At 68.8% G+C, this 15867-nt stretch carries 11 protein-coding genes and 2 pseudogenes; 8 read left to right on the top strand and 5 right to left on the bottom strand.

Annotated features, from left to right (window positions below):
* Positions 1–9 precede the first annotated feature (9 nt).
* The 5 genes from CIK06_RS03110 (at position 10) to CIK06_RS03090 (ending at position 5302) form a co-directional block, all read left to right on the top strand.
* Entirely contained in the window at positions 10–1392 is a 1383-nt protein-coding gene (locus CIK06_RS03110) for an FAD-binding oxidoreductase (protein WP_095563546.1), read from the top strand.
* Positions 1389–2726 (top strand): class I SAM-dependent methyltransferase, encoded by a 1338-nt coding sequence (locus CIK06_RS03105; protein ID WP_095563545.1) that lies wholly within the window; start codon positions 1389–1391, stop codon positions 2724–2726. The genes CIK06_RS03110 and CIK06_RS03105 overlap by 4 nt, the downstream gene beginning before the upstream one ends.
* Positions 2726–3145 carry a CoA-binding protein gene (locus CIK06_RS03100; protein WP_095567521.1) on the top strand — a complete coding sequence of 140 codons (420 nt, stop codon included), beginning with the start codon at positions 2726–2728 and terminating at the stop codon, positions 3143–3145. Before CIK06_RS03105 ends, CIK06_RS03100 begins: the two co-directional genes overlap by 1 nt.
* 274 nt (positions 3146–3419) lie before the next feature.
* Entirely contained in the window at positions 3420–3905 is a 486-nt protein-coding gene (locus CIK06_RS03095; protein WP_095563544.1) for a DUF4190 domain-containing protein, read from the top strand.
* 443 nt (positions 3906–4348) lie between these two features.
* The gene (locus CIK06_RS03090) at positions 4349–5302 is read left to right on the top strand and encodes a LuxR C-terminal-related transcriptional regulator (RefSeq protein ID WP_157756582.1); all 954 of its coding nucleotides are present in this window, start codon (positions 4349–4351) and stop codon (positions 5300–5302) included.
* Positions 5303–5358: 56 nt separating this feature from the next.
* Here the strand turns inward: CIK06_RS03090 and CIK06_RS03085 are convergent, their stop codons facing one another.
* Positions 5359–6201, bottom strand: a complete 843-nt coding sequence (locus tag CIK06_RS03085) for an SDR family NAD(P)-dependent oxidoreductase (RefSeq protein ID WP_369916168.1) — start codon at positions 6199–6201, stop codon at positions 5359–5361.
* A gap of 189 nt (positions 6202–6390) precedes the next feature.
* On the opposite strand from CIK06_RS03085, the gene CIK06_RS03080 reads away from it, so the two are divergent.
* Positions 6391–7059 carry a DUF4190 domain-containing protein gene (locus CIK06_RS03080; protein WP_095563541.1) on the top strand — a complete coding sequence of 223 codons (669 nt, stop codon included), beginning with the start codon at positions 6391–6393 and terminating at the stop codon, positions 7057–7059.
* Positions 7060–7184: 125 nt separating this feature from the next.
* Positions 7185–8006 (top strand): SDR family NAD(P)-dependent oxidoreductase, encoded by an 822-nt coding sequence (locus CIK06_RS03075; RefSeq protein WP_095567520.1) that lies wholly within the window; start codon positions 7185–7187, stop codon positions 8004–8006.
* Positions 8007–8423: 417 nt separating this feature from the next.
* Here the strand turns inward: CIK06_RS03075 and CIK06_RS03070 are convergent.
* Both CIK06_RS03070 and CIK06_RS03065 read right to left on the bottom strand, forming a co-directional pair.
* A pseudogene (locus CIK06_RS03070) lies at positions 8424–8645 on the bottom strand (ISAzo13 family transposase); the annotation flags it as partial.
* Between the two features lie 36 nt (positions 8646–8681).
* A complete protein-coding gene (locus CIK06_RS03065; protein WP_095563539.1) occupies positions 8682–9986 on the bottom strand; it encodes an MFS transporter in 1305 nt (434 codons plus the stop codon).
* A 1559-nt stretch (positions 9987–11545) separates the two neighbouring features.
* Here CIK06_RS03065 and CIK06_RS03060 point away from each other — a divergent pair.
* On the top strand, positions 11546–11989 hold the full coding sequence (locus tag CIK06_RS03060) for a transposase (RefSeq protein WP_157756581.1): 444 nt from the start codon (positions 11546–11548) through the stop codon (positions 11987–11989).
* A gap of 1661 nt (positions 11990–13650) precedes the next feature.
* Here the strand turns inward: CIK06_RS03060 and CIK06_RS03055 are convergent.
* Both CIK06_RS03055 and CIK06_RS03050 read right to left on the bottom strand, forming a co-directional pair.
* Positions 13651–14409, bottom strand: a pseudogene (locus tag CIK06_RS03055) (transcriptional regulator); the annotation flags it as partial.
* A gap of 267 nt (positions 14410–14676) precedes the next feature.
* Positions 14677–15771: an IS630 family transposase gene (locus CIK06_RS03050; protein WP_095563537.1), complete on the bottom strand. Its 1095-nt coding sequence runs from the start codon at positions 15769–15771 to the stop codon at positions 14677–14679.
* Between the last annotated feature and the right edge of the window lie 96 nt (positions 15772–15867).

The following is a 15867-nucleotide window of genomic DNA, read 5'->3' as shown; positions in this document are numbered from 1 at the left end:
TCTGCACCGGTGGAACGCTCCGGAGTCCACGACGAGGCGGTCGCGGCGCTGCGCCGCTCCTACGCGGCGGTGCCGCCCGGCGAACCGGTACGCCTGGCGAAGCGGACCTCCAACCTGTTCCGACCCCGGACCCCCGTGCGGACTCCCGGGCTGGACGTCGGCGGGCTGACCGGGGTGCTCGCGGTCGACCCGGACGCGCGCACCGCCGACGTGCAGGGCATGTGCCGGTACGAGACCCTGGTCGACGCCACCCTGGCGCACGGTCTGATGCCGCTGGTCGTGCCGCAGCTGCGCACCATCACGCTGGGCGGGGCGGTCACCGGCCTGGGCATCGAGTCCACCTCCTTCCGCAACGGTCTGCCGCACGAGTCGGTGCGGGAAATCGACGTGTTCACCGGCGCCGGCGAGTTGCTGACGTCCACGCCCGACGGCGAACACGCCGACCTGTTCGCGGCGTTCCCGAACTCGCTGGGCAGCCTCGGATACGCCACCCGGCTGCGGATCGAACTCCAACCGGTCCGCCGCTTCGTGGCGCTGCGCAACCTGCGCTTCACCGACCTCGACGCGCTGGTCGAGGCGATCGGCCAGGTGAGCGCCACCGGGGAGTGGGACGGGCAGCCGGTGGACGCGATGGACGGCGTCGTGTTCGGCCCCGACGAGGCGTACCTGGTGCTCGGCACCTTCACCGATGACGCGCCCGCCGCCAGCGACTACACCGGCCAGGAGGTCTACTACCGCTCCCTGCCCGGACGCCGCACGGACGCGCTGCGCACGTACGACTACCTGTGGCGCTGGGACACCGACTGGTTCTGGTGCTCTCGGGCGTTCGGCGTCCAGCACCCGGTGGTGCGGCGGCTCTGGCCGCGGCGGTACCGGCGCAGCGACGTCTATCACCGGCTGGTCCGGCTGGAGAACCGGTACGGCGTCGCGGCCCGGCTGGACCGCTGGCGCGGCCGGCCGGCGGCCGAACGCGTCGTGCAGGACGTGGAGATCCCCCTCGACCGGACCGCCGAGTTCCTCCGGTGGTTCGACCGGAACGTGCCGATGTCACCGGTCTGGCTCTGCCCGCTGCGGCTGCGCGAGCCGGCCGGAGCGGGTTCGGCCCGGAACTGGCCGCTGTATCCGCTGCGTGCCGGCGAGCTGTATGTGAACATCGGCTTCTGGGGCACGGTGCCGATCGCCCCCGACGCCGCCGACGGCGACGTCAACCGGGCGATCGAGCGGACCGTGTCCGAGCTGGGCGGGCACAAGTCGCTGTACTCCGACGCGTACTACGACCGGCAAACCTTCGACCGGCTGTACGGCGGCGCCGTCTACCGCGCCGCCAAGGACCGGTACGACCCGGACCACCGATTGACAGGGCTGTACGAGAAGGCGGTTGATCGACGATGAGCATGACCGAACAGGAATCCGGCCGGACCGACCCCGAACCGACACCACCACGCCGCACCGGTGCGCCCACCGTGGCGACGATCATCAGGGCCGTCACCCGCGGCGAGCTGCCGGTGCGGATCAGCGCATACGACGGCAGCGACGTCGGACCCGCCGACGCCGCCATCGGGCTGCACATACGCACCGAACGTGGCCTGTCCTACCTGCTCACGGCGCCGGGCGACCTGGGTCTGGCGCGGGCCTACGTCTCCGGCGACCTGGAGGTCAGGGGGGTCCACCCGGGCGACCCGTACGAGGCGCTGCGGGCGCTGGGCACCGGGGTGCGGTTCAAGGCGCCCGCCATGGGCGAGGCGTTGTCGCTGGTGCGCGGGCTCGGCTGGGAACGGCTGCGGCCCCCACCGCCGCCACCGCAGGAAGCACTGCCACGGTGGCGCCGGGTGGTGTCCGGGCTTCGGCACTCCCGGGCCCGCGACTCCAGCGCCATCGAACACCACTACGACGTGTCGAACTCCTTCTACGAGAAGGTGCTCGGCCCGTCCATGACGTACACCTGTGCGGTCTTCCGCGACCCGTCCGACAGCCTGGAGCAGGCGCAGGCCAACAAGTACGAACTGGTGGCCGGCAAGCTGGCGCTCAAGCCGGGGATGCGACTGCTGGACGTCGGCTGCGGATGGGGCGGCATGGTCCGGCACGCGGCCCGGGAGTACGGGGTCAAGGCGCTCGGCGTCACCCTGTCCCGCGCCCAGGCCGAATGGGCACAGGCGGCCATCGAGCGGGAAGGGCTGGCCGACCTCGCCGAGGTACGGCACATGGACTACCGGGACGCCCCGCGGGACTCCTTCGACGCGGTCAGCTCGATCGGGCTCACCGAACACATCGGGGTACGCAACTACCCGGCGTACTTCGGTGCGCTGTACGACCGGCTCCGGCCCGGCGGCCGGCTGCTCAACCACTGCATCACCCGGGCAGACAACCGGATGCCCAACAACCCGGGCGCGTTCATCGACCGGTACGTCTTCCCGGACGGCGAACTGGCCGGGCCGGGCCGGGTGATCAGCGAGATGCACGACGCGGGCTTCGAGGTCCACCACGAGGAGAACCTGCGCCAGCACTACGCGCTGACCCTGGCCGGCTGGTGCCGCAACCTGGTGGCGAACTGGGACGCCTGCGTGGCCGACGCGGGCATCGGCCGGGCTCGGGTCTGGGGGCTGTACATGGCCGGTTCCCGGCTGGCGTTCGAGCGCAACGAGATCCAGCTCCACCAGGTGCTGGGCACCCGGAACGGTCCGCAGGGCGAGTCGGGCTACCCGCTGCGGCCCGAGTGGACGCCCTGATGCGCGACGCCCAGCGGATCCTCGCGGAGGCGGCCACCATCGCGGTGGTGGGCGCCTCCCGCGACCCGCGCAAGCCGGCACACACCGTGCCGGCCCGGATGCAGCGGTACGGCTGGCGGATCATCCCGGTCAACCCGACGGCGGACGAGCTGTTCGGCGAGCCGGTCTACCGCTCGCTCGCCGACATTCCGCATCCGGTCGACCTGGTCGACGTGTTCCGCCCGGCGGCCGACGCGGTCGAGGTGGTCCGGGAGGCGGTGCGGATCGGCGCACCGGCGGTGTGGCTGCAACTCGGCATCGTCTCGGTCGAGGCCAGGCGGATCGCCGAGGAGGCCGGCATCGACTACGTCGAGGACCGGTGTCTGGTGATCGAGCGCGCCGCGGCCGGCCTGACCGGGCCGGACCGGGCACCGCGCTAGCGGGCACGTCCGCCGGTCCGGTCCGGCCCCGGCGGCGTGCCTGCCCGGCGGTCCCGGTCCGGCGGTCCAGACCCGGTCGTCCGGGCACCGGCGGTCCGGGTCCGATCCCGGGCCGGTCGGACGCGACGGGCCGCGGTGCGGCCCCACGAGACTGCGCACATCGCCTGTGCGACGGGTCGCCGCCGGCTAGGGTCTGTTTCGACGTCCTCGGTCGGGCCGAGGCGGAGTCCAGGCGGCGTCCGGGCGGCGTCCGGCAAGGCGGAGGTGACTCGCAATGACCCATCCACCACCGGGCGAGTCCCCGGAGCCCGAGCGCCCGCAACCGCCGTACGGGCCGCCGCCGGGCGGTGACCCGGGCGGTCAGTACGGGCCGCCGCCGGGCGGTGCCCACGGGCCGGCGGGCGGCGACCCGGCCAATCCGTACGGGCCGTACGGCCAGCACGACCAGCCGCCGTACCCCGGCCCCGGCCCCGGCCCCGGCCCCGGCCCCGGCGGACCGTACCCGCCGCCGCCCGGCGGACCGGGCCAGTCGACCACGAACGTGATGGCGATCCTGTCGCTGGTGTTCGCCTTCGTCTTCGCGCCGGCCGGCATCGTGCTCGGACACCTGGCCAAGAAGCAGATCCGCACCACCCGCGAGCAGGGCGACCAACTGGCCAGCTGGGGGTTGGTGCTCAGCTACATCTTCACCGCCCTCTACCTCGCCGGCTGCTGCGCCTGGATCGGGGTACTGCTCTGGGCCACGAACAGCGGGGCATGACGAAAGTCGAGATGTGGCGCCCGGCCAACGGCACCCGGCCAACGCAACTTCTGCGAAGTTGGGGGGTCCCGGCGTTCCGAATCCCCCGACTTCACCGAAGACGAGTCGGCACCGCGCAAGGGTGTCCATATAAGACGGGGGGCGCATGGGAGCGTCGCGCCCCCCGTCGACCCTGGACGGAGTGTCGGCTTCCCGTCACACCGAGGCCGTGAACCGGCCGCGGCAGGTTGTACTTCTCAAGAAGACACCCTCCCGCACGTTCACGTCGATCGGCAGGACCGCCGATACCCGTCCCTGGTCCCACCAGCATCGCCGGTCAGCACCGACCGGACTGTCGCGGGACCCGAGCCAGGAAGAAGATGGCAGACCTTCCCCGAAATGCTCCGGCGGTCGCCGCCGAGATCGCCCGAATCGCTTCGTCACACGCACACCCCGAGGACCGCATGGCGGCCCTGTTCGAGCAACTGCGGCTGGTGTTCCCGTATGTCGGCCGGACGCTGGCGTTGCTCGACACGGACCGGCAGGCGTTCACCGTACGGGGCATCGACGGATATCCCGAGCGGGTCCGCGACTACTTCCACACCTCGGCCATGTACGGCGACATCGACGCGATCGGGTTGAACCGGCAGCGACCGCCGATGCGCCTGCGGGACCTGCCGATCCCCCCGTCCGAGCTGCCGGTGTGGGCCGACTACCTGGAGCCGGCCGGCTTCCGCGAGGGCATCGCGATCGGCCTGTTCGGCCTGGACGGCAGCCACCTGGGTCTGCTCATGCTGCACACCGACGACCCGCGGACGCCCGACGACGCCACCAGGGACTTCCTCGGCACCCTGGCCCCGGTCATCGCGAACGCCGTCGACCCGATGCGGTCCATCGCGCCGGTGGCACGGGTGATCGCCAACGCGCGGGCCGGCGTGCTGCTGACCCGCGCCGGAAAGACGCACCCGCTGCCCGGGTTGAGCAACGACCATCCGCTGGTGCGGCCCGGTTCCGCGGTCTTCGCCGCGCTGTCCGCCAGCCTGAACTGCGGACACTCGTACCCGTCGTTCCTCGCCGTGCACGGCCGGACCCTGTTCCGGATCACGGCGCTGGCCTGCCCGCCGGAGGTGCCCCGCCACCTGCGCGCCATGGTGCTGGTCTCGCCCTCCGGCGAACTGCACGGCCTGACCCGGCGCGAGTTGGAGATCCTCGGGCTGCTCACCGAGGGCAGGACGAACGCGCAGATCGCCCGGAGCGCGTACATCGCCGAACGCACCGTCGCCACGCACCTGGAACACATCCTGGCCAAGCTCAGGGCCTCGTCCCGGACCCTGGCCGCCGTCCGGGCCCTACGGTTGGGCCTGTACATCCCACCCCAACTGCACGGACGGGCACGGCTACGCCGGTCCGAACCCTGACCGTGGAAGTTCCGCCGGCCACCGCCGGGCCGACGGTGGCCGGCCGCGGATCCGCCTCAGTAGCGGAACTCGGCCTCCCGCACGCTGTTGCCGCCGTCCACCACCAGCATCTGCCCGGTGATGTACGACGCCGCCGGTGAGCACAGGAAGCAGATGGCCGCCGCCACCTCGTCCGGCGTGCCCGGCCGGCCGACCGGGGTACCCAGCCCCTGCTTCAGTTCGGCCATCGTGGACGCCGCCGTGTAGATCGTGCCCGGGGCGACCGCGTTCACCGTCACCCCGTCGGCCACCATCTCCATCGCCAGCGCCCGGGTCAGGCCGACCACCCCGGCCTTGGCGGCGGCGTAGGCGGCCTCGGTGGGCAGCGCGTTGACCGGACCCGACGTGGCGGCCAGGTTGACGATCCGGCCCCAACCCCGTTCGGCCATCCCGCCGATGAAGGCGCGACTGCACAGGAAGGCGGTCGACAGGTTGCGCTCGATCTCCTGGTGCCACTCCTCGTAACTGAGCTGGGCCACCGGCCGCAGCACCTCCGGGCTGGCCCGGCTGGCCAGGCCGGCGTTGTTGACCAGCACCTCGACCTCGTCGAGCTGGTCGGCCACGGCGTCCGCCAACGCCGCCACCTCCGCCTCGTCGGTCAGGTCGGCGACGAATCCGGTGACGCCCAGCTCCGTGGCCCGCTCGTGGATCCGCCGGGTGGTGGAGACGATCGCCACCCGGGCACCGAGGTCACGCAGCCGGCGCGCGGTCGCGTACCCGATGCCGTCCGGACTGCCGGCGCCGGTCACCAGCGCCACCCGGTCGTCCAGCCGGAGGGTCACCGGCTCCTCCCGGGCGGCCCGGTCGAGCGGCGCGCCCGAGCCGGTGTTCGCGCCCGGACCACGGGTACGGCGGGCCAGCGCGGGGCGGGTCGCGTCCCGGCGGGAACGACCGGAGCGGTCTGCGGCGCGCGCGTCGAAAGCCATGCCGCAGATCCTGCCCGGTCGGGACGGTACGGGCAACGCGCCCCACCCGGTGTCGCGATCCCGGACGGTGCGATCTCTGACTACCCTGACCTCGCATGACCAATCAGCACCGGAGATGACACGATGACATACCCCTCCCAGCCGGGCGGCTCCGAGCAGCCCCCGGGCGGCTGGACCGACCCGACCTGGTCGGCGCCGACGCCGCTGGAGCCGACCCGGCAGTTCGACAACCCGCCGCCCGCCGCCGATCCCAACTGGCAACACAGCGCTCCACCCGCACAGCCGGCAGCGCCGTACCAGCAGACCCCGCCGTACGATGCGGCCCCGTCCTACCAGCCGGCGCCGTCGTACCAGCCAGGCCCGTCGTACCAGCAGACGCCGCCGTACCAGCAGACGCCGTCGTACCAGCCGGGCGCGCCGGCCGGGTACGACCCCGGCCAGCCGTACCCCGGTCAGCAGCCGGCGGCGTACCCGACGGCCCAGCCCGGCTACCCGTACGGCTACGGCCAGCCGCAGCCGTCGACACCGACCAACAGCCTCGCCCTGGCCGCGATGATCCTCTCGCTGGTGGGGGTGGCCACCTGCATCACCGCGCCGGTCGGCGCGATCCTCGGGCACATCGCGCTGAAGCAGCTGCGCGAACGCGGCGAGGGCGGCGAGGGCATGGCCAAGACCGGCATCATCGTCGGCTGGATCCTCACCGGGCTGCTCATCCTGCTAATCATCTTCTACGTCATCGTCATCGTCTTCGCGATCGCGAACGGCGACTCGTCCTCCGGCTACGACTACTGACCGCGCCGACCGGCCCGGGGGCGGGGGACGTCCCCGGGCCGAGGACGCGGACCGGCCCACCCCGCCGGCCTCCGGCGGCAACCACCCACCACATCGACGCACGCTAACCTCAGGACGTGGACGCCGTGGACAACACCGCTGAGCGGCGCCGGGTGGTCGTCACCGGCGCAAGCTCGGGAATCGGCCTGGCCGCCGCCACCCGGTTCGCCGGGCAGGGCGACGAGGTCGTGCTGGTCGGTCGGGACCCGGCCCGGCTCACCGCGGCCGCCGAGCGGGTACGCCGGCTCACCGGCCGGGACCCGGAACTGTTCCGGGCCGACTTCGCGGTGCTCGACGACGTACGCCGGCTGGCCGCGAACCTGCGCGACGCGTACGACCGGATCGACGTGCTGGCCAACAACGCCGGCGCGATCGCGGTGCAGGCCAGCACCACGGTGGACGGGTACGAGTGGAACATCCAGGCCAACCACCTGGCCCCGTTCCTGCTCACCAACCTGCTGAGCGACCGGTTGCGCCGGGTGGTGAACACCGCCTCGGCGGCACACCGGCTCGGCGTCGTGGACCCCGACGACCTCTCGGCCCAGCTACGCCACTACCGGGCGCTGCGCGCGTACGGCGTCAGCAAGCAGGCCACCATCCTGTTCACCGCCGAGGCGGCCCGGCGCTGGCCGCGGCTGTGCTCGTACGCCTTCCATCCCGGCGTCGTGCGGACCCGGTTCGGCGGCGACAACCCGGTGGTCGCGTTCGGAATGCGCATCGCGCCGTTCCTGCGCAGTCCGGAGCGCGCCGCGCAGACGCTGGTCTGGCTGGCCGGGCAGGACCCGGCAGCGCTGGTCAACGGCGGTTACTACGTGGATCAACGGCTACGCAAGCCGCACCGGGCGGCCACCGACCCGCAACTGGCGGCCCGGCTGTGGGAGGCGAGCGTCGCCGCGGTCGGCCTCTGACGACCCTCGGCGGTGACCCCTTCGACGGTCCCTCCGCCGACCGATCCGCCGATTCGGCCGATCACTCACGTCGCACGCGCGCAACATGCCTCAACATCCGGCTACCGCCGGGCCGCGCGCACGCGCTACGGCCCACGTCCCCACCACGCTCGCCCGACGGTACAGCTCACCCGAGGATGTCCGCTCTGTGATTGTTGCTCAAGGCTGTGACTGTCGCTACGTAAGAGGGGGTCAGGGGTTGACAATCAACGACAAAGCTCCAAAGAGGTTCGTTGGTAGGATGTCATGGATTCAAAATCCCCTCGTTCGCGACGAGCAACTTGCCCTGATGCTCGACGTGTGGTGATGGAGACTTGGTCGAACCGCGAACGTACACCACGGACGTCGAGCTGGAGGAACGTCTGGCCGCAGGCGTCAGGCGTTCGGATAGTCGTGGCGGCTTTGGCTGGTCCACCAGCGGCGGAGCGATTCGACGGCGAACGCGGCGCTGTCGTGGTCGGTGCCGACGTAGACCCATCCGGCGTCGGCGGTCAGGTCGTAGACGCCGCAAGGTACCGCTTTGCCGAAGCTGTCGTCGAGGAAGTCGCGGGTGCGGGTGCGCACCGGGTCACGGGCTGGACGCCATCGCCGGCCGCTGTCGGGAACGAGCCGGTAGGCGCTCATCCGTAGACATTGTCATCGTGCTGCTTTCTCCGGAGGGCCGCCGTTGATAGCCGGGATCAGCTCAGTGTCGCTTCGCCGGAGATACACATTGAGATAAGGAATCAGTGGGAGTGCGATAAATCCGGCGACGACCAGGGCGACAACGGGAATGCTCGATTCGGCCACCAGCCATCCGCCCAGCAGCGTCCCGGCCACCGCACAGACCTGGATGGCGGACCCAAACACGGAGAAGAATGAGCCGGTCATGTCCCGGGGAAGGCGTACCTGCACGTCAGCAAAGAACCCGGCGGTCGCCACCGACTCGAAGATTCCGCACAGGAACAAACAAGCGAGTGCCAGGGACAGGAACGGGGACACCCCGACCGCGGTCAGAAGGAGAGCCTCGAGGACATTGCCGAGCACGTAGACGAGCCCGACGCTGCGGAGCTTGAACTGCGACGCCAGGAATCCGCCAACGACCGCGCCTAAGGCCATCGCACTCGTCATGAGAGCAAGGGCGCCCGGATTGTGGGAGAACGTCGTGGTGGCGATCGCTGCGAAAAGCAGACGCGCGGCGTGGACCCCGATGGTGTACGTCAACCCGGTGACGACGTACCCATTCATCCGGGCGTCTCCGAGCAGCACCGACCGCCACCGGTCGAGCTGGCTCCGAGATCCGGCCCGATGCAAGTCACTACGGGCGACCGGAGGCATCCCGATGAGTAGCGCCGCCCCGAGGGCCGTGGCGATCGCCTCCGCGATGAAGAGAACCGAAACATTTGTGATGAGGAGGACACCGGCGGCTATTGCCGGGCCGATCACGTAGGGTGCACGTTCGGCGGACACGACAAATCCGTTGCCCCGCATCGCCGCTTCCTCTTTGAGGACGCTCGAGCGCAGCGCCATGAGGGCGGGCCCGGCGAACAGGCTCGCCACGCCGGCGGCGACGGACGTCGCGTTGAGTTCGGCCACCGACCTGGCCAACGGGATGAGGAGCGTGATCACACCCGTGGCGGACATCGCAATCGCGGCGACCCATCGCGCGTCGAAACGTGCAAGGGCCCACGCGGCGAACACACCGCCGAATATTGTCGGCAGGATCCGCAGTGAGAGGGCGTTCGTGAGTTCCGTGCCCAGCCCGTACCGTTCGATGACGAGGATGGGCAGGCCAACAAGGGTAACCGACTTGCCGAGATTTACGACCGTGATTGCTACGAGCAGTCTGGTGAATTGTGGAGTAAGCGCCAGGTGCACATTGCGCAAGGACGCAGCGACCTGTTTACTCCCGGGAAATCCGATCATCACTATCCTTCCCTGCACCCACTGCTGGTCAGTCAACTGCCTGGTCGATAGCCGGACAGCCGCGCAGTTGGCACCTACCGCTCGGTCACACCGCGTCAAGAATCGCCCGAACGTCTGCTGACTCGCCCGTCGCCTCCGATCTCCCAGATCTCGGTGAGCTTCACTCCCTTGAGGAACCGCCGGTCATGCGAGACCAGAAGAATGGCTCCCGGGTACGATTCAAGCGCGGACTCCAGGCGAATGATCGCCGTATGATCCAGATGATTCGTCGGCTAGTCCAGCAACAGCACGTTCGAGGATCGGGCCTGGAGAGTGGCCGCGGGCCGGGCTTCGCGCGAGCCGGACGAGCGGCCGGGGCGCGCTGCCCTAAGGGACCTTCCGTTCGTCGTCGTGTCCCCGTTGGCCGGATTGTTCGTCACCAGCGATGTGCTTCTCACCGTGGTGCTCCCGCTTTGGATCCTGCAGGTTGCCGATGCTCCCACCTGGCTCATCTCCGTGACTCTGCTCGTCAACATGCTCATGGTGGCTTTTCTCCAGGTATGGAGTACCCAGTCGATCAACGACGTTTCCGGCGGCGGGCGGGGACAGCGGAGGAGCGGGATCCTTATCGCCGCCGGCTGCATGACGGTGGCCGCGACTGGCGAGACCGGGGTGCTGGCGAGCGCTAGAGGCTGTCACTCCAGGTCGGTCCTGAGGGGCAACGAATGCAGTCATCGAGACGGCAGGCGTCGATCAGTCCACGGTGACGCTCCCCCGGGCCAGGGCAATCCGGTTCGACGCAGGTGCCGGTGTCGTCCTCGTGCAGTAGCACGGTTCCCTCGCACCGCACCGGAAGCGAGGCTCCGTGTCGGCCATGCGGCCCATTCCGCGGCTCCTTCTCTGGGCAGACGTGCTCATCCTCCCACTCGCCGTAAGGTGCGGCGAGCGATAAGCGACCAAGATCATCGGGTACAGATCCACTACAACCGAGAGCGACCAACAGTGGCAAGCGTTGGCAAGCATCGACAGGTTCCGCCCTGGTCGGAGCGTCGATTGGCCCGATTGATGATGTTCGGTCACTACCGTGGGTGTAAGGGGTTCAAATCCCCTCAGCTCCACACAATTAAGGCCCTGACCAGCAAAGAACGCCGGCCAGGGCCTTAGAGGGCAGCCAATGAACTACCGTCCGAATATGACCCATTTGCGGGGCGTCCCACTCGCACCTTCTGTGGCTCTTGCCATCTATTGGCACGACCACGAAGGGTCGGCCACCGCCCGCCCGGGATTCCGTCTGACGTAAGCCTGACCGTGAATCACCGCTCTTGTCGAAGGTGATCATCCTCGGCTCTGTCCAGAGTAGATCTCCACCGTGACTGCTCGCCGCGCCTACCCCAGCGACATCTCCAACGCCCGCTGGGCGCTGATCGGGCCGACCTTGACCGCCTGACAGCAGGCCCGCCTCGACCGGCGGCCCCACCGGGGAGCCTGCCCGGACCGACGTCCGGGAGGTACCCAACGCCATCCTCTACGTCAATCCCTCTCGGTCAGGATGGTGTGAGACACCCCGTGTGAGTGGGGTGCTGACCTGAGGACGGGGATCGGAGATCCTTGTGTACGTGTCCACTTCATCTGGCAAGCAGCCGGCCACCGGCAGCGGGGCCGACCCGGCGCCGAAGCCGTCGCGGCGGGTCTTCAGCCCGGCGTACAAGCTCGCGATGGTCGCCGAGTACGAGAACGCCCCGAACGGCGAGAAAGGCGCGATCCTGCGCCGGGAAGGCCTGTACTCGTCACACATCATCGAATGGACACGGGCCCGCAACGCCGGGCACCTCGGCCACGTCGACAGCGGCGGGAAAACGGATACCGCCGCCCCCTCTGCGCCACGGGTGAAAAAGTCCGCGGACCAGATCGAGTTGGAGAAGCTGCGCCAGCAGAACGAGAAACTGCGGGCGGACCTGACAAAGACCCGGATGGCGTTGGACATCATGGGAAAAGCGCACGCGCTCTTGGAAGAACTCTCCGGGAGCGCGGACAACGACAACCCGCCGAGGAGATCCTGACCGCCGCGTTCGCCGAGCTGCGCGACGCGGATGTCCCGGTCCAGCGGGCGTGCGCGTTGGCGGGGACCTCGCGGGCGACCCACTACCGGCGGGCGCGGCCGGTCGGACCGCGACACGGGCCGTGGCTGCCCCGGACCCCGCCACCATGGACGCTCAGCACGGCCGAACGTGACCGGGTCCTCGCGGTGTTGAACTCGCCCGGCTACGCCGATCTGGCGATTCCTCAGGTGTGGGCGCGGGAACTCGACGCGGGCCGCTACCACTGCTCCATGTCCACGATGTACCGGATCGCGCGTGCGGCCGGTCAGAGTCGGGAACGACGCCGGCTGGCGACCCACCCACCCCGGGTACGGCCGGAGTGTTGCGCCCCGGGTTAGATGGAGACATCGAAACCTGGAGGAACACCGGCGATGCCTGCACCGAAGAAGTACGACGATGAGTTGCGTGAGCATGCGACCCGGTTGGCGGTCGATCCTGCTTGCCCCTTGCGGGCCGTCACGGATCGACGTCAGCTCACCCCGGTCGAATCGGGTACTACACCGATAGACGGCACACTTTCCCAACACTCAGATGGCATTAGCAAAGGCCCCACCAGGGAACACGCACCACCGAGGTAACAAATCCACCTCAGCTCGTCGCACGCGAACACGGGCTCCCCTCGTGAATCCACCCAAACCTGCACAACATTTGCGGAAATCTGAGTTATGTCCCACCATTCCCAACTTCGCTGTCGCGGGTCAAACGAAAACAGGAGATCCTGCATCGTCCAGCTCTCATCGCCGCGATGCAAAGAGTATCTAAGCTTGGCACTATTCTGTTCTTGAAGGAAGCCCGCCTCGTTCGTCCAGGCTGGAAGACCTGCTTCCGGCAAATCGTCCGCTTCGAAGTCGCACGTAGCCGACACCTGAATTCCCGCACGAACAAGCTCTCTCACACGCTGCGCGAACCTGGCAGATTCATCCCAGCTAGCGACCTCCACATAGAACGCAGCCAAGGGCCCTAATGGCTCTATTTCCGGACGCGACTTTGTCCGAGCGAGCTCACTCTCCGGAGTCACAACACCCTCCCAGATCCAGGTATTATTGCCCCCAAGAGTCCCGGGAACATTTCCGATGGCAAGCCGTACAAGTCCGGCCCCTTCCCAGGATCGTCAATCTGCGGACGCCCGGCCGAGAACATATTCCACTGCCGCCGGCTCAATCCCGAGGGACGACGCTGACTGATGGCCGCCGACCTGACACTATTCACATAGGACGTCGGAACGTCGAAGGCAACGATCTGCCCACCTGAGCCACGGAACTGCTCGGAGTGAGCAAGATTTCCGCTCATGTTCAGATGAAGCATCCCGTCACCATTAATCGACACGTTGCCATCCCCATGAACGGAGAGCCGCTGGCTATCCGGGTAGTCTGTCTGCACTCGGTAGATCGTCGTATTGCAGTTGTGTACGAGGACCGGCGTGTCGCCGGCTACCACATAGTACGTGTGGACCAGCTACGACGGTCGCTGTGGCGACCTCATATGGATCATGCCTCTGAGCTGGGAGGCGGTCGGATTCGCCACGGGCCTCTCATCGATGGGAGTCGACGTTGACAGCAGCCGTGACAGCAACGTGGGCGTACGTGTGCGCACGGTGGAGCCTGGCCCCGGGGCTCGGGTGGTCAGGTGCTGGCTGTGGTCAGGCGGGTGACGGCGTCGATGCGGCGTTGGAGGCGGACGGAGCCGGCTTCGACGGCGCTGGTGTCGATGTGGTCGAGGGTGTGGCGGGCGGCGTCGTGGTTGCCGGTGCGGGCGTAGCCTTCGGCGAGCCAGGTTTGGTAGAGGCCGACCTCGCGGATGTGGTCGGGGTTGTAGTCGGCCAGGGCGCGGGTGAGTAGGGGTTCGGCGGCGGGTTGGCCGAGTTGGATGTGGCAGCGGGCGGCCATGACGTCGATCTCGGAGCGGCTGAGCCAGTACACCCATTCCGGTTCGGCGATTCCGGGGCTGCGCTGGTCGTAGGCGTCGTCAACAGCTTCCAGAGCGCGACGGCAGGTGTCCGGGTCGTGGCAGCGGGCAGCGGCCCAGGCCAGGCGCTCCAGCAGCAACGCCCGTGCGACCGGAGTCGCGTCGGCGGCACCGGCCACGGCGGTTTTGGCGATGAGCAGGCCGTCTTCGCGTTTGCCGATGTTGGTGATCTGGTAGGCGAGGCTGGACAGCAGTTGCCCACCCAGGACCCGGTCTCCGGCGTTTTCTGCTGCGGCGGCGCCCGTGAGGTATGCCTGTTCGGCGTGCCGGTAGTAACCCGCGTCGGAGGCGATCCAGCCGACGAGCTGGGCCAGCTCGGCGATCACGGTATACAGGCGGGCGCCATGCTGGTCGGTGTAGAGCGCTTCGTCGGCCAGGCGGCAGCCGGCGTCGAGTTCGGCGCGGACGACGGGGAGCGGCCCGGCCGAATCCGGGCCGCGCGCACGCGCTACAGCCGTTCCGGCCCGCGCGCACGCCGATCAGGACCGGCTCAACTCTCGAACTCCAACAACCATCACTTACCCCCAGGACGCACCACCCAGTCACATCGACGACAGTCAATTATGATGATCCACTGACATCAGCCGTGCCAGCAACCGGGGCGAATCGCGGCGCCCACCAACGTATCTGGCGAGCCACACGATACGACAACCGAGCCCTAGTGTCCCGTGATTCTGATGGGTTTACTTGACGTTGTTGTCGACGAGTTGCTTGACGCTGGTCTGTACGAGTTGGACTTTGGCGAGGATCTCGTCGGTGGTGGCGGTCCATTGGAACGGGCGGGGGTTGGCGTTCCAGGTGGTGATGTAGTCGCGGATGGAGCGGATCAGGACCTGCACCGAGGAGAAGGTGCCGCGGCGGATCGCCTGCCGGGTGATGATGCCGAACCAGGTCTCGATCTGGTTCATCCAGCTGGAACCGGTCGGGGTGAAGTGGAAGTGCACGTGGGGGTTCTTTTCCAGCCAGGCCAGGACGTCGGGGGTGGCGTGGGTGGACAGGTTGTCCAGCACCACGTGGACGTCCTTGCCCCGGTGCGGCCTGACGGCCTTGCGGAGGAAGGCCAGGAACTCTTCGCCGTTGCGGGACGGACGGCACTCGCCGATCACCTCGCCGGTGGCCACGTTCAGCGCGGCGAACAGGTTCGTGGTCCCGTGCCGCACGTAGTCGTGGGTACGTTTCTCGGTGGCGTCGAACTCGATCGGCAGCAGCGGCTGGGTGCGGTCGAGGGCCTGGATCTGGGTCTTCTCGTCCAGGCTGAGGATCACCGCCCCGCCGGGCGGGTCCAGATACAGCCCGACGATGTCGGCCACCTTCGCCGCGAACGCCGGATCCCTGGACAGTTTGAACGTGCCGGACCGGTGCGGTTTGAGTCCGTGCTCGCGCCACAGGTTGGCCACCCAGTGGTGCGAGACCGGCACCTGCTCGGTACGGGTGATGTAGGCCGCCATCTCCCGGCTGGACCAGTGCGACAGGCCGGTCCCGGCCGGCGGACTCATCCGGGTCAAGGCGAGGACCCGCGCCCGGATCCGGACCGGCACCTGCTCCCGCCCCCCGCCGGGCCGTTGGCTGAACAGACCACCGGCGCCCTCGGCGGCGTACCGGGCCAGCCACAGGTCCACCGTCGGACGCGACACCCCGGCCAAGGCCGCGATGTCCTTCTTCTGGCGGCCCTCGGCATGCCACAACACGATCCGCGCCCGCGTCCCGACCGCCGCCGACACCTCCATGCTGTTGATCAATGCCCGAAGCTCGGTCCGCTCGTCCGATGTCAACTCCACCGCAACAGCGAACCACACCCACATCACGTAAAGGCAACAGAATCACGGCACACTAGGGAATCCCTCCGACGCGCTTTACATACCGGAGAAAATCCG

The sequence above is a fragment of the Plantactinospora sp. KBS50 genome, assembly GCF_002285795.1.
Lineage (GTDB): Bacteria > Actinomycetota > Actinomycetes > Mycobacteriales > Micromonosporaceae > KBS50.
Note: the sequence above shows the minus strand (reverse complement) of the source record. Positions and strands in the feature narration are given on the sequence as shown.

Bases quoted from the DNA above. Each gene is read 5' to 3' on its own strand.
- CIK06_RS03080 (WP_095563541.1), top strand. From the start codon at position 6,391: ATGACATACCCCTCCCAGCCGGGCGGCTCCGAGCAGCCCCCGGGCGGC.
- CIK06_RS03095 (WP_095563544.1), top strand. From the start codon at position 3,420: ATGACCCATCCACCACCGGGCGAGTCCCCGGAGCCCGAGCGCCCGCAA.
- CIK06_RS03100 (WP_095567521.1), top strand. From the start codon at position 2,726: ATGCGCGACGCCCAGCGGATCCTCGCGGAGGCGGCCACCATCGCGGTG.
- CIK06_RS03105 (WP_095563545.1), top strand. From the start codon at position 1,389: ATGAGCATGACCGAACAGGAATCCGGCCGGACCGACCCCGAACCGACA.
- CIK06_RS03090 (WP_157756582.1), top strand. From the start codon at position 4,349: ATGGCGGCCCTGTTCGAGCAACTGCGGCTGGTGTTCCCGTATGTCGGC.